This is a genomic window from Rhodocyclaceae bacterium, assembly GCA_020248265.1.
Classification (GTDB): domain Bacteria; phylum Pseudomonadota; class Gammaproteobacteria; order Burkholderiales; family CAIKXV01; genus CAIKXV01.
In genome coordinates this window covers 117,750-138,750 of sequence record JADCHX010000022.1, presented here as the reverse complement: position 1 = coordinate 138,750, position 21,001 = coordinate 117,750, and the positions used below count along the sequence as shown (strand labels likewise).

The 21,001-nt window shown below is 66.0% G+C and carries 23 protein-coding genes, 1 tRNA gene and 2 pseudogenes; 15 read left to right on the top strand and 11 right to left on the bottom strand.

Annotated features, from left to right (window positions below):
* Positions 1–83: 83 nt before the first annotated feature.
* Positions 84–872 carry an ATP-binding protein gene (locus ING98_18330; GenBank protein ID MCA3103828.1) on the bottom strand — a complete coding sequence of 263 codons (789 nt, stop codon included), beginning with the start codon at positions 870–872 and terminating at the stop codon, positions 84–86.
* Between the two features lie 21 nt (positions 873–893).
* Complete coding sequence (locus ING98_18325) at positions 894–2,420, bottom strand: IS21 family transposase (GenBank protein MCA3103827.1); 1,527 nt, start codon at positions 2,418–2,420, stop codon at positions 894–896.
* A 515-nt stretch (positions 2,421–2,935) separates the two neighbouring features.
* On the opposite strand from ING98_18325, the gene ING98_18320 reads away from it, so the two are divergent.
* Positions 2,936–3,634 carry a hypothetical protein gene (locus ING98_18320; GenBank protein ID MCA3103826.1) on the top strand — a complete coding sequence of 233 codons (699 nt, stop codon included), beginning with the start codon at positions 2,936–2,938 and terminating at the stop codon, positions 3,632–3,634.
* Positions 3,635–3,649: 15 nt separating this feature from the next.
* Positions 3,650–4,153: pseudogene (locus tag ING98_18315) on the top strand (ATP-binding protein).
* Between the two features lie 78 nt (positions 4,154–4,231).
* Here the strand turns inward: ING98_18315 and ING98_18310 are convergent.
* The 3 genes from ING98_18310 to ING98_18300 form a co-directional block, all read right to left on the bottom strand.
* The gene (locus ING98_18310; protein ID MCA3103825.1) at positions 4,232–4,483 is read right to left on the bottom strand and encodes a hypothetical protein; all 252 of its coding nucleotides are present in this window, start codon (positions 4,481–4,483) and stop codon (positions 4,232–4,234) included.
* A complete protein-coding gene (locus tag ING98_18305; protein ID MCA3103824.1) occupies positions 4,484–4,840 on the bottom strand; it encodes a hypothetical protein in 357 nt (118 codons plus the stop codon).
* Between the two features lie 75 nt (positions 4,841–4,915).
* Positions 4,916–5,521 carry a TetR/AcrR family transcriptional regulator gene (locus ING98_18300; protein MCA3103823.1) on the bottom strand — a complete coding sequence of 202 codons (606 nt, stop codon included), beginning with the start codon at positions 5,519–5,521 and terminating at the stop codon, positions 4,916–4,918.
* A gap of 146 nt (positions 5,522–5,667) precedes the next feature.
* Here ING98_18300 and ING98_18295 point away from each other — a divergent pair.
* From ING98_18295 to ING98_18285, 3 genes and pseudogenes are all read left to right on the top strand, one after another.
* A pseudogene (locus ING98_18295) lies at positions 5,668–5,805 on the top strand (helix-turn-helix domain-containing protein).
* Positions 5,806–6,163: 358 nt separating this feature from the next.
* Positions 6,164–6,505 carry a type II toxin-antitoxin system RelE/ParE family toxin gene (locus ING98_18290; protein MCA3103822.1) on the top strand — a complete coding sequence of 114 codons (342 nt, stop codon included), beginning with the start codon at positions 6,164–6,166 and terminating at the stop codon, positions 6,503–6,505.
* A 1-nt stretch (position 6,506) separates the two neighbouring features.
* Positions 6,507–6,827 (top strand): transcriptional regulator, encoded by a 321-nt coding sequence (locus tag ING98_18285; protein ID MCA3103821.1) that lies wholly within the window; start codon positions 6,507–6,509, stop codon positions 6,825–6,827.
* 2 nt (positions 6,828–6,829) lie between these two features.
* Here the strand turns inward: ING98_18285 and ING98_18280 are convergent, their stop codons facing one another.
* Positions 6,830–7,117 (bottom strand): hypothetical protein, encoded by a 288-nt coding sequence (locus tag ING98_18280; protein MCA3103820.1) that lies wholly within the window; start codon positions 7,115–7,117, stop codon positions 6,830–6,832.
* A 477-nt stretch (positions 7,118–7,594) separates the two neighbouring features.
* Here ING98_18280 and thrS point away from each other — a divergent pair, with 477 nt between their 5' ends.
* From thrS to ING98_18235, 9 genes are all read left to right on the top strand, one after another.
* On the top strand, positions 7,595–9,562 hold the full coding sequence (gene thrS / locus ING98_18275) for a threonine--tRNA ligase (GenBank protein MCA3103819.1): 1,968 nt from the start codon (positions 7,595–7,597) through the stop codon (positions 9,560–9,562).
* Positions 9,563–9,636: 74 nt separating this feature from the next.
* Positions 9,637–10,161 carry a translation initiation factor IF-3 gene (gene infC / locus ING98_18270; GenBank protein ID MCA3103818.1) on the top strand — a complete coding sequence of 175 codons (525 nt, stop codon included), beginning with the start codon at positions 9,637–9,639 and terminating at the stop codon, positions 10,159–10,161.
* A gap of 162 nt (positions 10,162–10,323) precedes the next feature.
* Complete coding sequence (gene rpmI, locus ING98_18265) at positions 10,324–10,521, top strand: 50S ribosomal protein L35 (protein ID MCA3103817.1); 198 nt, start codon at positions 10,324–10,326, stop codon at positions 10,519–10,521.
* A gap of 12 nt (positions 10,522–10,533) precedes the next feature.
* Positions 10,534–10,920 (top strand): 50S ribosomal protein L20, encoded by a 387-nt coding sequence (rplT, locus tag ING98_18260; protein MCA3103816.1) that lies wholly within the window; start codon positions 10,534–10,536, stop codon positions 10,918–10,920.
* A gap of 97 nt (positions 10,921–11,017) precedes the next feature.
* Positions 11,018–12,040 (top strand): phenylalanine--tRNA ligase subunit alpha, encoded by a 1,023-nt coding sequence (pheS, locus tag ING98_18255; GenBank protein ID MCA3103815.1) that lies wholly within the window; start codon positions 11,018–11,020, stop codon positions 12,038–12,040.
* 15 nt (positions 12,041–12,055) lie between these two features.
* Positions 12,056–14,476 carry a phenylalanine--tRNA ligase subunit beta gene (locus ING98_18250; GenBank protein ID MCA3103814.1) on the top strand — a complete coding sequence of 807 codons (2,421 nt, stop codon included), beginning with the start codon at positions 12,056–12,058 and terminating at the stop codon, positions 14,474–14,476.
* Entirely contained in the window at positions 14,457–14,819 is a 363-nt protein-coding gene (locus tag ING98_18245) for an integration host factor subunit alpha (protein ID MCA3103813.1), read from the top strand. The genes ING98_18250 and ING98_18245 overlap by 20 nt, the downstream gene beginning before the upstream one ends.
* Complete coding sequence (locus tag ING98_18240) at positions 14,797–15,201, top strand: MerR family transcriptional regulator (protein ID MCA3103812.1); 405 nt, start codon at positions 14,797–14,799, stop codon at positions 15,199–15,201. Before ING98_18245 ends, ING98_18240 begins: the two co-directional genes overlap by 23 nt.
* Before the next feature lie 69 nt (positions 15,202–15,270).
* Positions 15,271–15,347, top strand: a tRNA-Pro gene (locus tag ING98_18235).
* Positions 15,348–15,634: 287 nt separating this feature from the next.
* On the opposite strand, the gene ING98_18230 is transcribed toward ING98_18235, so the two are convergent.
* From ING98_18230 to ING98_18220, 3 genes are all read right to left on the bottom strand, one after another.
* On the bottom strand, positions 15,635–16,222 hold the full coding sequence (locus ING98_18230) for a cupin domain-containing protein (protein MCA3103811.1): 588 nt from the start codon (positions 16,220–16,222) through the stop codon (positions 15,635–15,637).
* A 24-nt stretch (positions 16,223–16,246) separates the two neighbouring features.
* Positions 16,247–17,248 carry a tripartite tricarboxylate transporter substrate binding protein gene (locus tag ING98_18225; protein MCA3103810.1) on the bottom strand — a complete coding sequence of 334 codons (1,002 nt, stop codon included), beginning with the start codon at positions 17,246–17,248 and terminating at the stop codon, positions 16,247–16,249.
* A gap of 164 nt (positions 17,249–17,412) precedes the next feature.
* On the bottom strand, positions 17,413–18,492 hold the full coding sequence (locus ING98_18220; GenBank protein MCA3103809.1) for a tripartite tricarboxylate transporter substrate binding protein: 1,080 nt from the start codon (positions 18,490–18,492) through the stop codon (positions 17,413–17,415).
* Between the two features lie 102 nt (positions 18,493–18,594).
* Here ING98_18220 and ING98_18215 point away from each other — a divergent pair, with 102 nt between their 5' ends.
* Positions 18,595–19,839 (top strand): alpha-hydroxy-acid oxidizing protein, encoded by a 1,245-nt coding sequence (locus ING98_18215; GenBank protein MCA3103808.1) that lies wholly within the window; start codon positions 18,595–18,597, stop codon positions 19,837–19,839.
* Positions 19,840–19,924: 85 nt separating this feature from the next.
* Here the strand turns inward: ING98_18215 and ING98_18210 are convergent, their stop codons facing one another.
* Positions 19,925–20,410 carry a universal stress protein gene (locus tag ING98_18210; protein ID MCA3103807.1) on the bottom strand — a complete coding sequence of 162 codons (486 nt, stop codon included), beginning with the start codon at positions 20,408–20,410 and terminating at the stop codon, positions 19,925–19,927.
* A gap of 90 nt (positions 20,411–20,500) precedes the next feature.
* Positions 20,501–20,710, bottom strand: a complete 210-nt coding sequence (locus ING98_18205; protein ID MCA3103806.1) for a hypothetical protein — start codon at positions 20,708–20,710, stop codon at positions 20,501–20,503.
* Between the last annotated feature and the right edge of the window lie 291 nt (positions 20,711–21,001).

The following is a 21,001-nucleotide window of genomic DNA, read 5'->3' as shown; positions in this document are numbered from 1 at the left end:
TGTCACCAACCGGCATATTCAGGCCACTCGATTTTCGGCATATTCAGGCCAGTACGCTGCCGTCACGAGCATCTCGTAGCGGGTTAATCTTGGTTGGATTTGGCCGTCTTGGCAAGGCTTCGGGGTCGAGCGCTCGGGGCGAGCTTGGGCGCGCGGAATGACTGCCCGTCGAGCGTGAGGCAGTAGGCGTTGTGGCGCAGCCGATCCAGGGTTGCGGCGGCCAGCAGGCGGTTGGTGGGGAAGGCCTGATCCCACTCGGGGAAGTCGAGGTTGCTGGTGACGATGGTGGCGGCGGTCTCGTAGCGTTCGGCGATGAGGTCATGCAGGTCTTCGTCGGCGGGCGTACGCAGGGGCTTCAAGCCGAAGTCGTCGATGATGAGCAGGGGCACGCGGGCGAATGCCGCGAGGCGACGCTCGTAGCCGCCGTTGGCACGAGCGGCGTTGAGGCTGGCGGTGAGCTGGGCGCAGGTGGTGAAGACGGTATCCACGCCCTGGCGGATCGCGCACTGGCCAAGGGCCTGGGCCAGATGGCTCTTGCCAGTGCCGCTGGGCCCCACGATGAGAATCGGTGCGCGTTCGGCGAGGTAGCGTCCGGCCGCCAGGTCGTTCACGAGCGTGCGGTTGAGCGCGGGCAGGCGCTCGAAGTCGAATTGCTCGAGCGTCTTGGTGGTGCGGAAGTTCGCACGGCGCTGCCGCAGACTGAATTTCTTCTGCTCGCGCCGAGCCACTTCGTCGCCGATGAGGGCAGCCAGGAAGTCCACGTAGGGCATCTTGCCGGCGATGGCCTGCCGGTTACGCTCGTCGAGCGAATCGAGGATGCCCGAGAGGCGAAGCAGCTTCAGTTGCGGGGCGAGTTCAGGTGCGGGGTTCATGGGGCAGATACTCCTTGCGGTTCATTGCAGCCGGCCGGGCTGCGCGGTAAAGAGGTCCTGGGCGTTGCGGGTGAAGCGAGCGGCTGCGGCGTAGGCTTGAGCAGGCGCGAGGCTGGGCAGGCTCAGGTGGTCGTGGCCGCCGACGAGGATGTTCTTCACCCAGCGGTACTGCAGCGTGTCGAAGGCCAGCGCCCGGGCGCAGGCGGCCTCGAGCCGGGCGGGCCCGTAGGTCTGCTCCAGGCGCAGCACGTTCTGGGCGCTGCGCAGGCGCTCCAGGATGGCGTCGCCGAACAGCGCACTGATGAAGGCGGCGCAGGCTGTCCCGACCGCACTGGCTTGCTTCAGGCAGTACTCGCGATCGTGGGCGAGGAAGGCTGCCGCGTCGGGTGGCAGATGGTCGCGCACGGTGATGCGCTCGCCGCGCCGCTGCGCGCGCGGGTGGGTGTGCAGGTGCTGGTAGTGGTGGAAGATCGCCACCGAGCAATCGCTCACCTTGATCCACAGACGCTGGCCGACCAGCGTGAAGGGCGCCGAGTACAGCGAGGTGTCGAGCTTCAGATGACAGTCGCGGTGCAAGGTGGCCCGATGCCAGGTGCCCAGGTCCGGGGCGATGACGGGCAGCGGCAGCAGCGTGTGACGCTCCAGCGCGAACAGCTCCAGCGGTGCCTTGCGTGTGGTGCCGTGGATGCGCTCGCCGGCCTCGTTCATCACCCATTGGCGCGCCTGCGCGTTCAGGTCGGCGATGTCGCGGATCTCGCGCAGCGGCAGGAACCCGCGCTTGACGAACTTCACGCCGGCCTCGACGATGCCCTTCTTCTGCGGGTCATGCGGCGGGCATGGATCGATCTTGAACCCGTAGCCCAGCGCGCACTCGCCGTAGGCGCGCTGGACAAGCGGATCGTTGGCGCAGGCCCGCGTGATCGCGCACTTGGCGTTGTCGATGATCAGGCGCCGGGGCACGGCACCGAACCACTCGAAGGCGCGCCGGTGGCAGCCCAGCCAGGTGGCGACTGACTGGTCCCAGACGAACTCGACATACTGATGACGGCTGAAGCACAGCGTCATCACGAACGCCCAGGTGCGCCGCTCGACGCCATCGGCATCGCGCAGCATCGGCCCGGCGCCGAAGTCGACCTGTGCGGCTTCCCCCGGCGCGAAGTGCAGCCGCACGGTCGCCTCGGGCACCTGCGCGCTATGGATGCCGGCGATCATGCGGTACACCGCCGAATAGCTGCCCGTGTAGCCGTGGTTGCGCTTGAGCGCGGCGTGGATGGTGGTGCCCTGCACGCCTTCCTCGACCCAGGCAGTGACCTGCGCGCGCCAGGGCTCCACGCTGCTGACCGTGCTGCGCGCGCGTCGCGGCTGCCCGAGCAGCGCGGCCAGCTCGCCCTCCTCGGGCAATGCTCGATCGGGTGCAAGCCAACCCTGCTCAGCGGCGATGGCGCGAAACGCTGCCACCTTCTCCCGGCCCATCAACCCCGAGCGGGCGAGTTCCCGGTCGGTGTCGCCCGCGCGCAGCCGCGCAAGCGCTTGGCGGTACTGAAACATCTCGATTCTCCGTCGGGCCACCGGCGTCTCCTGCAGGCAAAAGCCCGCACGGTACCGGCAGCGGTGATCAGATCGAGATGCTCATGACGGTTGGGGTGGGTGGCCGGAATATGCCGAAAACGCCTGGCCGGAATATGCCGAAAACCAGACTGCCTGCTGCCACCCCAAAGTGGCCTGATTACGCCGAAAACGAAGTGGCCGGATTATGCCGAAAGGTGACAGTCGCTGCGTCGGCCGCGGGGTTGAGCCTTCTTCTTGCGGTCTCGCGCCGCCGTGGCGCGCGCAGCCGCTCCGGCGGAGCTTGGCGTTGCAGCCTGGGGCGTCGTGTTGGCGAGGGCCGGCGAGGCTCAGGCGGCGACGTCCTGCTCCGCAACACGCGCCCGACCCTTGGGCGGCGGCTGCGGATTCAGGCCCGGGGGCGTCAGGATCTTCTTGCGTATTCCGACCGAGCGTGACGGGCCAATCCGGCCGAACGTGATCGGTGCGTCCGGCGAACGTGACCGCCTGTAGAGAGCGTGTTCGATCTCGACACGGCCATCGCCGAGCTGCTGCCCGCGCTCAACGAGCGCCCCTTCCAGCGCCTGCCGGGCAGCCGGGCGAGCACCTTCGCCGAGATCGACCGGCCGGCGCTGCAGCCGCTGCCGTCAAGCCGCTACGAGATGGCGCGCTTCAAGCGCGCCCGCGTGCACATCGACTACCACGTGCAGGTGGAGGGCCACTTCTACAGCGTGCCCCATGCCCTGGTGGGGCAGGAGATCGAGGTGCGCATCACCGCCTCGGCCATCGAGTGTCTGCACCGCGGTCGGCGCGTGGCCGCCCATGGGCGCAACCCCCGTCAGGGGGTCTACACCACCGTGGCCGAGCACCTGCCGGCGGCGCATCGTGCCCATCTCGAATGGACACCCACGCGGTTGATCGAATGGGGGCGCCGTATCGGAGTGGCCTGCGCCGAGGTGGTCGAACGCATGCTGGCAGAGCACAAACATCCCGAGCACGGCTACCGGCGCTGCCTCGGACTGCTCAGCCTTGCCCGCACCTACGGCCCGCAGCGCCTGGAGGCCGCCTGCGCCCTGGCGCTGCAACTGGGGAGCTGCCGCTATCGCAGCGTGCGCGACATCCTCGCCAACCACCGCGACCGCAGCCCCGGCAGCGATGAGGGCGACTGGACGAGCCCCTCGCACGAGAACGTGCGCGGCCCCGGCTACTACCAGTGACCGGGGGAGACGACCATGATGCATCACGCCACTCTCACGCAGTTGCGGGCCCTGAAGCTGTTCGGCTTCGCCGCCGCATTGGAAGAGCAGGCCGCACAGCCCCAGGTCCAGTCGCTGAGCTTCGAGGAACGCTTGGCCCTGCTGGTGGACCGGGAGAGCTACCTGCGCGATGAGCGTAAGCGCACCCGTCTGCTGCAGCGGGCGAAGCTCAAGTACGCCCAGGCGGCCATCGAGGATCTGGACGCCCGTCCGGGTCGCGGCATCGATCGCAGTGGGCTCATTGCACTGGCCCTGAGCGACTGGGTTGCCCGCGGCGACACGCTGCTCCTCACCGGCCCCACGGGCGTGGGCAAGACGTGGCTCGCGTGCGCACTGGCGCAGCACGCCTGCCGGCGCGGACACTCGGCGCTGTATCTCCGGGTGCCGCGCCTGGCCGACGAACTGAAGCTGCTGCACGGCAGTGGCGGCTTCGGACGCTGGCTGATCGCGCTGGCCAAGACCGAGGTTCTGGTGCTGGAATCCCGTCCTGGTGGGTCGCGGCCTGGTCGCCTAGCTTTGCGGGGTCGTTTGAAATTCCTATGCGCTCGTTTGAAGTTCCTATGCGCCTTCCCAAAGATTTGCTGCATCTGCACGCACGACGCCTCTGGTCTCCTTGGCCGCCTCGGCCGAGCGCAGGGCCAAGCCGAGCACCTCGGTGGCCACCACGGCGAAGCCGCGGCCGGCCTCGCCGGCGCGGGCCGCCTCGATGCCGACGTTGAGAGCCAGCCGGTTGGTCTGGAAGGCGATCTCATCGATCACGCCGACGATCTGGCTGAACGCACCTGCGAGACAATCGCGCAGCGCCAGCATTCAGCCGGACTGTGTCGCCGACGCATAGTCGCTGAGTAACCAAACGGCGCAAATCGCGATACCGCTCGCGACGAAGAACCCCTGGGCTCCCATGACCAGCGATGGGGCCAACAAGGCTGCAGCAATCAGCGTGGGGCCGACGAGCATTTCGACCAGGGCGTGCAAGCGCATGGGGATGATCTTCACGAGGCCAAGCGGCATGTCGGTCAGGACGGTCATTGCCAGGTGAACACCTGCGAGCAGGTAGGCGAGCACGGCGGGTGCGCCCGAGAACCCGAGTAGCGTCGGTGCGGAAGCAAAGGCGATTACCGTGGCGTAGTCGAGAATGCTGTGGATCGAGGCGTTGAGAATCTTCATGGTCGTTGTTCCTTTTTGGAGCGCTTGGTACAGTACTGGGCAAGGCTCTGCGCTCTCAAGCGCCTCACCCAGTGTTCAGATTGGTGGGGATGCTTGAAGCGTGAACAAAAGCGCCTGCTTCGCTGCCCTGATCTCTTCCTCGAGGAGCCCGGCCTTTGCCAGCACCAGGATGCCCTGGATGCCGGCGACGGCATGCAATGCGAGCGCGGATACGGCGCTATCCGGCAGGACGCGTCCGTCGCTATCGGCGAGGCTGAGCGCCTTAGCGAAATAGCGCCGCAGGAGACGCACGCCCTGATTGAGGCGGTTGCGCACGGTTTCGTCTTGCGCCCCCATCTCGAGGGCCGTGTTGCCAATCAGGCAGCCGCGCCAACCGACCGTCCTTCCTTCTTGATCGCGTGCTACGGTCAAGATCGCGTCGAGCAGCCTGGCGGCCGCTTCGTCCCGATGCTTCACGCCCTCGAGCGCTCTGGCCAGGACGTGATCGACCGCGCTGAGATAGCGGTCGAGGACGGTAAGGAACACCGCATGCTTGGAGGCAAAAGCGTTATAGAAGCTCGCCTTGCCAAGCCCCATCGCGTCCAAGAGTTCGGGCATGTGCGTTCCTTCGTAGCCCTGCCGCCAGAAAAGGGGCAGCGCACTGGCAATGACGGCGTCGGGATCGAACAGCTTGGGGCGCATAGGAAAATATTAGACCGATTGCTCCAATATGTCAATCGGTGGCACTTGCTGCGGGAACCGCCAGGCAGGCAGTCCATCCACAAGAACATACACTGCATCTCTTCGTTCGAGCTCTCGAGCTCTTCGACCGAGGATTCCAGTTCCTCGTGCGGCGTGCTCGCTTGATCCTGCTGCTCGACGAGGGCGCCTCGCGCCAGACGATCATGGGCGAGCTGCGCTGTGATTCGCGGTTTTTGTCGACGTGGAAGTCGCGATTCGAAGTGGATCGCCTAGCAGGGCTTTACGCTGTCATGGCCCACGTGCACCCCGCGCGTGGGGGTGATGTTGATCTGCGCGTTCGCCTGCCCCAGGCAGACGCATGCGCACGAGCCGGCTGCGCGTGTCGTAGGCGCTCTGCCCCTGCTGGCCCAGCGGGTTGGTCTCGGTCAGGCGGTTCTGGTTGCGGCGGGCGACCCACGCGATTGCTGGCGACGCGTTCGGGTCTTCATCGCGCCGATGCAAAACTCAAGACTTGACCCCGATTCCTGCATCGCGCCGATGCAAAACTCAAGACCTGACCCCGATTCCTCCGGCTGGCAGCGCTGGTGTGCCATCTGGCCATCGTGTTGGCGAAATGGAAACTTATACGTTACCATTTGGTCCGTGAGCTACCAGACCAAAGAACTGCTACTGCCCGATGGCGGCAGCCCCTTCGCGGAGTGGTTCGGATCGCTCGAGGCCGTCGCCGCCGCCAAGGTGCGTGTGGCGGTGAGCCGGATGGAACAGGGCAACCTGTCCAACGTCGAGTGGTTTCGTGGCATTGGTGAGTACAAGATCGACTGGGGGCCGGGCTTACGAATCTATCTGGCCAAGGACGGTCTGAAGATCATCATCCTCATCGGCGGCGGCACCAAGAAGCGCCAGCAGCAACACATCGACCAGGCGGTAGCGCTGTGGGAAGACTACAAGCGCCGCAAGGCATCCACCTCAAAAAGAGGAAGGTGACATGGCACTGACCCGTGATTTCAAAGAGACTGTGGCTGCGCGCGTGCAGAGCGATCCGGCCTTTGCGCAAGCCCTGCTGGATGAGGCCATCACCCTGTTCGTCAACGGCGAGCCGGAATCGGCCAAACTTGTCCTGCGCGACCTCGTCAACGCCACGGTGGGCTTCGAAGCGCTGGCCGAAGAAATTCACAAGCCCGCCAAGAGCCTGCACCGGATGCTGTCTCGGTCCGGCAATCCGACCATGAGCAATATCTCGGCGGTGTTTGCGGCCATCAAGCGCGCACTCAAGGTAGAGGTACACACCCAGATCATGATGGCCTGATTTCAGGCATCAAACCCCGTCACCGCCTCCCGCTGCGCCACTCCAATGGCGCGCAGCGTGTCGCCGCTGCTGACCACGCAGCTGCCGGGACAGGCCCCCGGGTAGCGCTCGTTGACCGGGGTGTAGTTGTAGTCGTTGTCGAAGTTGCCCGCGGCGTTGGTGGAGGCGAGCGGGTTGCCGTCGACGTAGGTGAAGTGCGCGCTGCCCGCGTTGTCCACCCGGCGCAACACCCGTCCGGACAGGTCGTTGACGAAGCTGCGCGCGCGGCTGGTGGCGAAGGACTCGCTCACCGAGACGACGTTGCCGTTGACGTCGAAGGTGGTGTTGGTCTGTCCAGGCTGGAACCAGGAACTGCTGCCGGAGACGGTCTGCTCGCGGTAGTTGCCGCCGTAGCGGGCGCAGGCGGCTTATCCCCAGTGCTGTCGGGCTCTCCTGAAGCCCTATGCCGGTGAGCCGATTGGGACGAATTTTTGGGACGAATCCGGGGAAACTGGGGGTTCTGAGGGGGGCTACAGCTTGACGTTCTCCCCCTGAAAGCCCCATCATCCCCCCTCTTTGGGGGTTCGAGTCCAATCGCGCCTACCAACATACATCCGGGTACCGGGAGTCTTTCGTGGACTGCAGCAGGTTGGCGAGGGTCCGCATCGAATCCGAGCTGTTTTCCTTCCGTACTCGAACGGCCTCGTCCTGACTGCACCGGTCGAGAGCGCCATCGTCTGAAAAAGTGCGGCTCGACCGCGCTTTTTTTTTCGATCAGGGGTTACCCCATGCCAGACATTCGACTGCCGGACGGTTCGGTGCGCCACTTCGACGCTGCGGTCACGGTTGCCCAGGTTGCGCAGAGCATCGGCACTGGCCTGGCGCGCGCAGCGCTGGCCGGCAAGGTCGACGGCAGGCTGGTCGACACTTCGTACCTGATCGAGCGCGACGTCGAACTCGCGATCGTCACCGACCGTGATGCTGAAGGCGTCGATGTCATCCGCCACTCGACCGCGCACCTGCTGGCGTACGCGGTGAAGGAGCTGTTCCCCGATGCGCAGGTCACGATCGGCCCGGTGATCGAGAACGGCTTCTATTACGATTTCTCGTACAAGCGGCCGTTCACGCCCGACGACCTCGTCGCGATCGAGAAGCGGATGGCCGAACTCGCCAGGCGCGATGTCCCCGTTACCCGCGAAGAGATGCCGCGCGACGACGCGGTCGCCTTCTTCAAGGGGCTGGGCGAGCACTACAAGGCCGAGATCATCGCCTCGATCCCGAGCAACGAGCCCATCTCGCTCTATCGGGAAGGCGATTTCGTCGACCTGTGCCGCGGTCCGCACGTGCCGTCGACCGGCAAGCTGAAGGTGTTCAAGCTGATGAAGCTGGCCGGCGCCTACTGGCGCGGCGACTCGAAGAACGAGATGCTCCAGCGCATCTACGGGACCGCCTGGGCGAAGAAGGAAGACCAGGACGCGTGGTTGCACCAACTGGAAGAAGCCGAGAAGCGCGACCACCGGAGGCTCGGGCGCCAGCTCGACCTGTTCCACATGCAGGACGAGGCACCCGGCATGGTGTTCTGGCACGCCAAGGGCTGGACCATCTGGCAGGAGATCGAGCAGTACATGCGGCGGCTGCTCGATGCCGGCGGCTACAGCGAGGTGAAGACGCCGATGGTGATGGACCGGGTGCTGTGGGAGAAGTCGGGGCACTGGGAAAACTACCGCGAACACATGTTCACCACTGAGTCGGAAAACCGCGACTACGCGGTCAAGCCGATGAACTGCCCCGGTCATGTGCAGATATTCAACAATGGGCTGCGCAGTTACCGCGAGTTGCCGCTCCGGCTGGCTGAATTCGGCTCATGCCACCGTAACGAGCCTTCTGGCGCACTGCACGGATTGATGCGGGTACGCGGCTTCGTGCAGGATGACGCGCACATTTTCTGCACCGAGGAGCAGGTGCAGGGCGAGGCTGGCCGCTTCATCGACCTGCTGCAGAAGGTGTATGCCGACTTCGGTTTCACCGACATCCTGATCAAGCTGTCCACGCGCCCCGCCAAGCGCATCGGTTCGGACGAGGCCTGGGACCGGGCCGAGGCGGCACTGGCCGCGTCGCTCGATGCGAAGGGGCTGCCCTGGGAAGCGAATCCGGGTGAGGGCGCCTTCTACGGCCCGAAGATCGAATTCTCGCTGAAGGATTCGATCGGCCGTGTCTGGCAGTGCGGCACGCTGCAGCTCGACTTCGCGCTGCCCGGTCGGCTGGGCGCCGAGTATGTCGCCGAAGACAACACGCGCAAGGTGCCGGTCATGTTGCACCGGGCGGTGCTCGGGTCGCTGGAGCGGTTCATTGGCATCTTGATCGAAAACCATGCCGGCGCGATGCCGCTGTGGCTGTCGCCGGTGCAGGCTGTCGTGATGAATATCAGCGAGCACCAGGGCGAATATGCGACAGAGCTGGTCGGAAGGCTGCGCGCAGCGGGTATCCGCTGCGAGCCCGACTTGAGGAATGAGAAAATAACCTATAAAATTCGCGAACATAGCGTTGCGAAGGTGCCGTATCTGCTGATCGTTGGCGAGAAGGAGATGGCATCCGGTCGCGCTGCCGTCCGGGCGCGGGGCAACCGTGATCTCGGCGCGATCGGGGTGGATGAAGTAATCTCCCTCCTTCGTGCGGAAATCGACGCCAAGGCGGAGATCAAGGCCACGAACGAAAGCGCGGTTTCCGCACAGGGTGCAGAAACCGCCAGACGTTAGACTGGCTGGCACGGCGCCCGGTTCTTGCCGGCTGCGCGCCAGCGTATTTTCAACGAACCGCACGAGGTGCAGGCATCGCTCAGGAAAAGGAAAAGGAAGCGCGAATCAACGGCGAGATCACGTCGCCCGAGATACGTCTGGTAGGTCTTGAAGGCGAACCGCTGGGGATAGTCAGTTCCGCGCAGGCACTCGCAATGGCCGAGGCTGCGGAAGTCGACCTGGTCGAGATCGCGCCGACGGCGGTGCCGCCGGTCTGCCGGCTGATGGACTTCGGCAAGTTCAAGTACCGCGAGAGCAAGAAGAAGCACGAAGCCAAGCTCAAGCAGAAGCAGATCCAGGTCAAGGAAGTGAAGTTCCGGCCCGGCACTGACGAAGGCGACTACCTGATCAAGATGCGCAACCTGAAGCGCTTCCTGGGCGAGGGAGACAAGGCGAAGATCACATTGAGGTTTCGCGGCCGCGAGATGGCGCACCAGGAGTTCGGCGTCAAGCTGCTCCAGCGCATCCAGTCGGAACTGCTTGAAATCGGCACGGTGGAACAGTTTCCGAAGCTCGAGGGGCGCCAGATGATCATGGTGATCGCCCCGAAGAAGCACTAGGTCGCGAGGCCTGGCAGGGTTCCGGCCCTGAATATCCGGTGCCGCATCCGCGGTACCGGCGCATCACCTGCGCTCCGGCACAGGAAAAAAAGTGGACGGCAGGCTCCCTAAGCATTCCCGATGAGGGAATCGCCCACCGACCATGCAAAACAGAGGTGAAGCATGCCCAAGATGAAGACGAAGAAGGGCGCGGCCAAGCGTTTCAAGGCTCGCGGCAGCGGCAGCATCAAGCGAAGCAAGGCGTTTCTGCGCCACATCCTTACCAAGAAGACCACCAAGCGCAAGCGTGGCCTTCGCGGAACGTTGACCATCCACGCGTCGAACGAGAATTCGGTTCGCGCGATGCTGCCATACGCATAAGGAGCCTTCGCCATGCCACGAGTCAAACGCGGCGTAACCGCCCGCGCACGTCACAAGAAAGTCCTGGAACAGGCCAAGGGTTTCCGCGGCCGTCGCAAGAGCGTCTACCGCATCGCCAAGCAGGCGGTGATGAAGGCCGGGCAATATGCCTATCGTGATCGCCGCCAGCGCAAGCGCCAGTTCCGCGCCCTGTGGATCGCTCGTATCAACGCGGCTTCGCGCGAATGCGGGCTGACCTACAGCGTGTTCATGAACGGGTTGAAGCGCGCCTCGATCGAAGTCGATCGAAAGGTGCTGTCCGACATCGCGGTGTTCGACAAGGCCGGTTTCGCCAAGCTGGTCGAGCAGGCGCGCGCCGCGCTGCCGGCGACGACTCCAGGCGCTTCGGCGACTGCCTGAGTCCCTGTGGGTCTGCTGATCCGGGCCGGCCGGTGTTCGCACCGGCCGGTTCCGTCCGGCTGTTTGGTATCCGTCCCAGAAGGTCGTTCCCTCCACGATGCAAGCTGAACTCGATCGCATCGTCTCCGAGGCGCTTGCGTCGTTCGCGCAGGCCGCCGATTCTCCCCGGCTCGAGCAGGACAAGGCGCGCTTCCTCGGCAAGACCGGGTCGCTGACCGAACTGCTCAAGACGCTGGGCAGGCTCGAGCCGTCCGCACGCAAGGACGCCGGTGCGGCCATCAACGCCGCGAAGTCCCTGATCGAGGCTGCGCTCGACGCGCGCCGTCAAGCGATTGCCGACGAGGCCCTCCAGCAACGTCTGGCACACGAGACGATCGACGTCTCGCTGCCGGGCAGGGGGCGCGGGCAGGGGGGTATCCATCCGGTCGTGCGTACCCAGCAACGGGTCGAAGCGATCTTCCGGTCGATCGGGTTCGACATCGCAGACGGTCCCGAGATCGAGACTGACTGGTACAACTTCACCGCATTGAACAACCCGGAGAACCATCCGGCGCGTTCCATGCAGGACACGTTCTACATCGACGGAAGCGACAGCGACGGCAAGCCGCTGCTGCTGCGTACGCATACCTCGCCGATGCAGGTGCGCCACACGCGTACGCACAGGCCTCCGATCAAGGTGATCGCGCCAGGACGCACGTACCGCGTCGACTCCGATGCCACGCATTCGCCCATGTTCAACCAGGTCGAGGGGCTGTGGATCGACGAGGACATCAGCTTCGCGCACCTTAAGGGTGTCTACACGAATTTCCTGCAGACCTTCTTCGAGACCGACGAGTTGAAGGTCCGGTTCCGGCCCTCCTACTTTCCGTTCACCGAACCCTCCGCCGAGGTCGACATGGCCTTCGACAGCGGGCCGTTGAAGGGGCGCTGGCTCGAGATCTCGGGCGCCGGCCAGGTGCATCCGGCGGTGATACGCAACTTCGGTCTCGATCCCGAGCGGTACATCGGCTTCGCTTTCGGCAGCGGGCTCGAGCGTCTGACGATGCTGCGCTACGGCATCGGCGATCTGCGCCTGTTCTTCGAGAACGACCTGCGCTTTCTGCAGCAGTTCCAGTACTGACCCGCGGGACATCCCATGCAATTCTCCGAGTCCTGGCTGCGCAGCTTCGTCGACCCCGCGCTCGACAGCGAAGCGCTGGCCCATCTGCTCACGATGTCCGGCCTCGAGGTCGAGGAGCGCGAACCGGTCGCGCCGCCATTCACCGGCGTGGTCGTGGCGAAGGTGCTGGCGGTCGTGCCGCATCCGAACGCCGACCGCCTGCGGCTTTGCACCGTCGATGCGGGGGGCGCTGCACCGCTGTCGATCGTCTGCGGCGCGCCGAACGTGCGCGAAGGGATGGTCGTGCCTTGCGCCACCGTCGGCGCGTCACTGCCAGGCGGGCTGAAGATCAAGCGCGCCGCGGTGCGCAACGTCGACAGCGAAGGCATGCTCTGCTCGGCTCGCGAACTCGGGCTGTCCGAGGATGCGGCAGGGCTGATGGACCTGCCGGCGGCGCTGGTTCCAGGCACGCCGTTTCGCGAGGCGTTCGATCTCGACGACATGAAACTGGTCATCAAGCTCACCCCGAACCGCGCAGACTGCCTGAGCCTGCACGGGCTCGCGCGCGAAGTCTCCGCGCTCACTGGCTGCACGGTGACGTTGCCGTCCTGCGCACCGGTGCCTGCAGCCATCGAAGATCGGTTGCCGGTCTCGATCGATCCGTCTGCGCACGATCTGTGCGGCCGTTTCTCCGGCCGTGTGATCCGCGGTGTCGATGCACGCGCCGCCACGCCCGACTGGATCAGGCAGCGCCTCGAGCGCGCTGGCCAGCGGCCGATTTCTGCGCTGGTCGACATCTCCAACTACGTGATGCTCGAACTGGGCCAGCCGTCGCATGTGTTCGACCTCGATCGCATCCGTAACGGCCGCCTCGGCGTACGCTGGGCACGTGCCGGCGAGAAGGCAGCTCTGCTCAACGACGCGACCATCGATCTGGCGCCCGATTTCGGGGTGATCACCGACGGCGACGAGCCGGAGGCGATCGCCGGCATCATGGGGGGTGGCCATACGGCGGTGTCGCTCGATACGCGCAATGTATACGTCGAGTCGGCCTTCTGGTGGCCGGCCGCCATCGCCGGCCGGGCCCGCCGCCTCAACTTCACGACCGAGGCTGCGCATCGCTTCGAGCGGGGTGTCGACTTCTCGCGTACCGTCGACTGCCTGGAGCGGATCACCTCGCTGATTCTTGCGGTCTGCGGCGGTGCCGCAGGGCCGATCGACGATCAGGTGGTGGCACTGCCGACACGCGCGCCGGTTCGACTGCGCGTGGCCCGCTGTAACCGGGTGATTGGCATGGCCTTCGATCGCCAGTCGATCGGCCGCACGTTCGATCGCCTCGGGTTCCAGTGGACGGTCGCCGCCGGCTCCGATGGCGATGTGTTCACCGTGGTGCCGCCAGCGTTCCGGTTCGATCTGGCGATCGAGGAAGATCTGATCGAGGAAGTGGTCCGCGTCCACGGGTACGATGACCTTCCAGCCATTCCGCCCGCATCGGTAGCGTGGATGCGCTTGTTGCCGGAAACCCGTCGCAGTGCCGACGCGGTACGCGCGGCGCTTGCTGGCCGTGACTATTTCGAGGCACTGAACTTCGGCTTCGTCGATCCTCGCTGGGAAGCGGATTTTGCAGCTGCGGGCACGGATGCACCGGCGCCGATCGCACTGGTCAATCCGATCGCCAGCCAGCTCGCGGTGATGCGGTCGACACTGCTCGGTGGTCTGATCGCGAACGTGCGGCACAACGTGAACCGGCGCCAGTCGCGCGTGCGGCTGTTCGAACTGGGGCGCGTATTCCGCCGCGATCCTGCCGTGGCCGACGGTCCGTTGTCGGTGGCTGGAATCGACCAGCCGGTGCGGCTCGCTGCGATCGCGCACGGCGATGTCGATCCCGAGCAGTGGGGCGCGAAACCGCGCCCGGTCGACTTCTACGACATCAAGGCAGACCTCGAGGCCATCCTGGCGCCGCGGGTCGCACGCTTCGAGCAGGCGCTCCATCCTGCACTGCATCCCGGCCGCTCGGCACGCGTGATGCTCGACGGAGAGGCCATCGGATGGATCGGCGAACTGCATCCGCGCTGGCAGCAGCGATACGAACTGCCCGCAGCAACCGCGGTATTCGAGATCGAATGGACGGCCCTGGCGGACCGTACATTGCCGAGCGCTGCGGAAGTCTCGAAGTTTCCGCCGGTGCGCCGCGACCTTGCATTCGTCGTCGACCGGAGTGTTCCCGCACAGGTGCTGGTGGATAGCGTGATGGCCGACCGGCCGGCGTTCGTCGAGGGCTTCGAAGTGTTCGATTCGTATGTGGGCGCAGGTATCGAGAGTGGGAAAAAAAGCCTTGCTTTCCGAGTGTTACTGCAAGATACTCGAAAGACACTCACCGATGTTGAAGTAGATTCGAGTATCGCTCGATTGGTGGAAATCATTGCGACCCGGCACGATGGAAGACTCCGCCAATAACGACCTCCCCGCAGCGGCCAGCACCGATGAGCGAAAGACGCTCACGAAAGCCGAACTCGCCGAGATGCTCTTCGAGCGCGTCGGGTTGAACAAGCGCGAGGCGAAGGACATGGTCGAATCGTTCTTCGAAGAAGTGCGGACTGCACTGCAGAAGGGCGAGGGCGTGAAGCTGTCCGGTTTCGGCAATTTCCACCTGCGCGACAAGCCACAACGGCCTGGTCGCAATCCCAAGACCGGGGAAGAAATCCCCATCACCGCCCGTCGCGTGGTCACCTTTCACGCCAGCCAGAAGCTGAAGGCGATGGTCGACCAGGCCTCCGATGGTGGACGACAGCCGAGCTAGCGAGACCCGCGCGAAGGTCGCGCTGCCACCGATCCCGGCCAAGCGTTACTTCACCATCGGTGAGGTGAGCGAGCTGTGCGGGGTGAAGTCGCACGTGCTTCGCTACTGGGAGCAGGAGTTCACCCAGCTCAGGCCAGTGAAGCGACGCGGCAACCGGCGGTACTACCAGCACCACGAGGTGTTGCTGATCCGACGCATCCGCGAACTTCTCTACGAGCAGGGCTTCACCATCAGCGGGGCGCGCAACCGGCTCGATTCCAGCATCGACGAGTCCGACCTTGCACTGGATCTGTCCGATACCGCGCAGGCCGGTCATGCCGCAGGTGTCGACTGGGCCGGACTGCGCAGCGAACTCGAGGCGATCGCTGCGTTGCTCAAGTAGATTTCGTTGCTTCTGCGCCGCACCGGGATGGAGGCTGAGTCCGTGCCGCTGGTATACTCGGGGCTCGGTCGGGGCGTGGCGCAGCCTGGTAGCGCACCTGCATGGGGTGCAGGGGGTCGAAGGTTCGAATCCTTTCGCCCCGACCAATCGTATTCGTTGCTGTCGGTCGCATCCGTGTTCCGCTTCGAGCACGCATGTATCCAGGCCCGAAACCATCCTCACGCGCGCGTGAGGGCCATCCGTACCGGCGGGAAGGTTGGATGTCGATGATCCAGCTGCGCGGAGTGCAGATCCGCTGCGAAGTGCTGGGCCGGGTCATGGGTCGTGTGCACGCCGGGCGGGCAACGTGGCCACGACGAGGTACTGCTGATCGCGCAGACGGTGCGCGCCGCCGGCTGCCGCGTGCTGGGGCAATGTCCTGCGCTGACCAGCTTCAGTGGGTTTCGGGCACGCCGTGCTGCGCCGCGAGCGCGGGATCGAAGGTACCGTCGATAAGCACGTAGAGCATCCGGCAGGGCTTGTCGGAACGGTTGCTCCATGCGTGATTGGTGCCGCACTGGATCACCACGTCGCCAGCCTCGAGCTCCACGTCCTGGTCATCGAGCACCAGCGTGACGCGGCCCTCCAGCACGACCGCGTAGTCGATGGTTTCGGTCCGGTGCATCATCGGATGGCGTCCGCCTCGGCCGAAGGTCGCCGCGCCTTCGTTACCCATCGCCTTGAACACTTCGCGTGCGCGCTCCGGGTCGAGGTTGCGCACCGCCTCGGGCTCGGGCGCCAGCTCGGAGATCCGGAACACCGTCCCGCCGGGCAGCGGATGGATCTGCTTCGGGCCGCCGGTCGGATCGTCCATGTTCGCCTTGAGCACGACCGGTGCCGCGCCGGTCTTCCACAGGTCGGTCGAAACATGGCCCGGCCGCAGTGGATTGGTGCGCACGGCGGGGGCGGCACCGTCGGAGACGACGACGGCCTTGCCCTGTGCGTCATGTCCGGTGATCACCCGGCGAATGCGTCCCTGCATTTGAATGTTTCCTTCCGTGGTCCGTTACTCCGGCTGGAAGCCGGCCTGTTTCACCATGTCCGCGAAGCGGACAAGCGATGCCTGGAAGAATTTCGCGAATGCCTCCGGTGTACTGCCCTCGGGCTCGACGTTGAGTGCGCGCAACCGCTCGTTGACCACGGGGTCGCGTACCGCGGCATGCACTTCCTTCTGCAGCCTCGATACGATGGCCAGTGGCGTTTTCGCGGGCGCGAACACGCCGTACCAGCTCATCGCGTCCAGTTCCATGCCGGCCACGCCCGCCTCGGTCATCGTCGGCAGATCGGGCAGGAAGGGCGCGCGCTTCGATCCGGTGTACGCGAGTGCGCGCAATCGGCCGGCGCCGATGTGGGGCATCGACAGCGGCGGCGTGATGAACATGAACTGTATCTCTCCCGACAACAGCGCGGTCAGTGCAGGCCCCGAGCCCTTGTACGCGGTGTGGACCGCGTCGATGCCGGTGCGGGTGGTGAACATGGCACCGGCGAGCTGGATCGGGCTGCCGACGCCTGGCGAACCGTAGACCAGCGCGCTGCCCGGTTTGCGCCCCAGCGCGATGAACTCCTTGACGGTGCGCGCGGGCAGCGCCGGATTCACCGCCAGCATGTAGCCCTCGCCTGTACCGATGTTGGTTACCGGCGCGAAGTCGCGGCGCACGTCGAACGGCTGCCGCCGCTGGGTACTGGGGTTGACCGCGAACGAGGCCGAGGTGACCAGCAACGTGTGACCATCGGCAGGTGCGCGCGCGACGATCTCGGCGCCGATGTTGCCGTTCGCGCCGGGGCGGTTGTCGACCAGGAACGGCTGGCCGAGCTGGCTGGAAAGCTGCTGGCCGACGATACGTGCTACGGAATCCGGCGCCCCGGCACCGAATCCGACCACAATGCGGACTGGCCGGGACGGCCACGGCGACGGGGCCGCGTCAGACGCAGCCGCACCGGCTGTCCCCGGTATCGTCGACAGCAGGAGCGCGAGCGTGACACCGGCCAGGTGCAAAGGATGTGCCATGGTTCTCCTCTGTGCGGATGGCTGCCGGCGCGGACATGTGTACCGGACGGTGTGTCGCCGTCGGCCGGACGCGGCAGTATAGACTCGGACGGCGCGAGCGGTCCGGGCGCGGCGACCATCCGTGGCGACCATCCGCGGATGAAACGAAGGGACCGGGCGGGCGATCACTCGGCCTTGATGCCAGCCTCGCGCGCCACCTTGCGCCAGAAGGCAATCTCGTCGCGTACCTGCCGAGCGAAAGCCTCCGGGGTTGCGCCCACCGGTTCGGCACCTTCGGCAGCCAGCCGGTCGCGCAGGTCCGCACCCTGCAGGATGCGCCCGACCTCGTCGTTCAGCCGCTGCACGATCGCCCGCGAGGTTCCGCCCGGGCTCCACAGGCCCCACCAGTTGGAGGCCGAGTAACCGGGGACGCCGGCTTCCGAGATCGTGGGTACATCCGGCAGGAAGGGAGAACGCTTCGGCGTCGACACCGCGACCGCGCGCAGCCTGCCGGCGCGGATCTGCGGCATCACGTTCGGCATGCCGACCAGCAGTAGCTGCACCTGCCCACCGAGCAGCGCGGCCACGGCCGGGCCGAGCCCCTTGTACGGAACGTGCACGATGTCGATACGGGCCATGCGCAGCAGCACCTCGGTGGTGAGGTGGGAACTGCTGCCCGGTCCGCCCGAACCGTAGTTGAGGCGCCCGGGCTGGCTGCGCGCGAGCGCCAGCAGTTCCGGGAGCGTGCGCGCCGGCGCGTCGGCATGGACGGCGAGGACGTTGGCGCCCGCGCCCAGCCGGGCGACCGGGAGCAGGTCCTTCACCGGGTCGAACGACAGGCTGGCATGCAGCGCGGCGGCGGTCGTGAACGCCGCCGAGTGCACCAGCAGGTTGTAGCCGTCGGCCGGAGCGCGCGCGACGATCTCCATGCCGAGGATGCTGCCGGCACCGCCGCGGTTGTCCACCACTACCGGTTGGCCCAGCGCTTCGGTGAATCGTTGGCCGACCAGGCGTGCGAACACATCGACGCTGCCCCCCGGCGCGAACGGAACCACCAGCCGGAACGGACGCGACGGGAAATCCGCCCGCGCCGGTGCTTCCGCAGCCTGTACATCCCTCACCACGACCGGCACTGCGGTGGCGCAGAGGAGGGCCAGCAGCGCGCAATCGAGCCTGCCCGGCCGCGACGAAGACCGGTGCGGCGGCATCCGGTTGGCGCGATCCTGCTGCGGTCTGCGTCCCACCCGATTCGACGACCGATCCATCCGTCCTCCCGTGTGCAGGTAACATGCAGGTCCGGTCGGGTCGCTGCCCGGCCGGGTGCCGCCATCACGAAACGAACCCGAGTGTCACGCGAAGGGATCCCCATGTCGAGCCTTCCAACCGCGGCTGCGAACGAGCCGGTGCCGCTGCCGGCATCCGGTGCCAGAGCTGGTGCCAGCGCCACGGCGCCGACCCCGCGCATCCTTGGCCGCATGCTCGCCCTCGATGATTTCGAGCCTGAAGCCGCGCGGATACTGCCTCGGCCGATCTTCGGCTACGCATCGGGCGGGTCCGAGACCAATGCCTCGCTGCGCGGTAACCGAACCGCATTCGACGACTACGCGTTCGTGCCGCGCGTGCTGGTCGATGTCTCGGTGCGCTCGCAGCGGCGCGAGCTTTTCGGGCAATCCTACGATTCGCCGTTCGGCTTCGCGCCGATGGGCGGCACGTCGCTCGCCGGATTCGACGGCGACCGGGTGCTTGCTCGGGTGGCCGCTGCGTCGAATATCCCGATGATCCTGAGCGGCGCGTCACTGACCCGCCTCGAGGACGTGAAAAAGGTCGGCCGGACCGCCTGGTTCCAGGGTTACATCCCGGGCGAAGAGGCAGCGATCCGCGCGCTGGTCGAGCGTGTCGGCAACGCGGGCTACGACACGCTGGTGGTGACCGCCGACGTACCGGTGGCCGCGAACCGCGAGAACAACGTCCGCAACGGCTACTCGGCACCACTGCGGCCCACGGTCGCGCTCGCCTGGCAGGGCATCACGCATCCGCGCTGGCTGTTCGGCACCGCGATCCGCACGCTGGTGCGCCATGGCATGCCGCATACCGAGAACATGGGCAGCGTGCGAGTGCCGCTGGTATCGCGAGCCGGCGTGCGCGAGCGCGCGCGCCGCGACCGGTTCGACTGGGGGCACCTCGCGCTGATCCGCAGCATCTGGCCGGGGCGGCTCGTCGTGAAGGGCCTGCTGGCAGGCGAGGACGCGCACCGGGCGGCCGAGGGCGGCGTCGACGGCGTGATCGTGTCGAACCATGGCGGTCGCCAGCTCGACGGTGCGCTGGCCCCGCTGCGTGCCTTGCCCGGGGTGGTGGCGCGCGCCGGCAGCATGACGGTGATGATGGACAGCGGCGTGCGGCGCGGTACCGATGTGCTGAAGGCGCTCGCGCTGGGCGCGCGGTTCGTGTTCGTCGGGCGCCCCTTCCTGTTCGCCAACGCGGTCGCCGGCGAGGCCGGCGTGATGCATGCGGTAAAGCTGTTGCGCGAGGAAATCGATCGCGACCTCGCGCTGCTGGGTTCCCCATCCCTCGACGGCGTCGGGCTACAGTTGCTGCGCGAGCAGGGACGCTGACCCGCTGACCCGCTGACCCGACGGCCTGCCCGCCGCCGAGGCCAGCGATGGCGGGAGCCCTGTCCGAGCCTCCGCGAAACCCCGTTTACTTGCCCGGGCTGCGGATCAGCAGCACAGGTGCAGTCGCCGTGCGCATCACCCCCTCGGCGACGCTGCCGAACACCATGTGGTCGAAGCCGGACCGTCCATGTGTGCCCATCACGATCAGGTCCGCTTTCCACTTGGCGGCATCGTCGACGATGAGCTTCGCCGGCTTGCGCATGCCGGCGTTGACCATCTTGCCGTCCACCTTCGTGACGCCGGCCTTGGTCGCCATCGCCGTCGCCTGCTCGAGCAGCGTCTGCGAACGTTTCTCGAGATCGGCCTCGTATTTCTCGAGTGCCTTGACGTTCGGCGCGGCAGTCAGGCCCGACGCCGTCTGCGCGGCGTAGGTGTCCCATAGAATGGAAACTTCATGTACGTGCAAAAGGCGCAGCGCCGCCCCTTGTTCAGCCGCGAAAGCGATGCCGCGCTTCAGTGCCTGCTGGGAGGTCTTGCTGCCATCGATCGGGATAAGGATGCGCTGGAACATGTCTTCTCCTGGTTGTCCGGCTATGGCCGGTGAAGTCACTCTACACGGATGCGATGCGCCCACGCACTATTTGAGCCCGGGGCGGGGGCGTCATCCTTGATGCATATCAACCAAACTACCGATCAGTTTCTCGATCGACCAGGGTGGTGTCGACCCGGCATCGGGGTGTGCCGCGGCGGTGCGGTGGTGCAACTCGACCGCCACGATTCCCCGCCGCGCGGTGCAGACGTGCCCCCAGTCGGCTGCCAAAGGCATCGTCGCGAGCGAGATCACGGCAAAGTCGAGCCTGTACGTAGACACGCTGCTCTGCTTTGCGATCGGTCATGCGATCAACGCGCTCATCCAACGCAGGCTGCCGTACGACGCCGGGCCCATGAGTTACGCCTCTGGAGGCGTCGGTTCCTCGCCTCGCAATGGGGCGAGGTGGTCGCACGTTCGCCGGCGGAGTTCGTCGCATACATCCGGCGCGAGAGCGAACGCTGCGCGAAGGTGGTGCAGGAGTCGGGTATCGGCGCCGATCAGTGGCCCTATGGCTATGGCCGCTGCATCCGCCAGGTGCCGGTACTCGCGTGGCGAACCAGCGGCGACGGG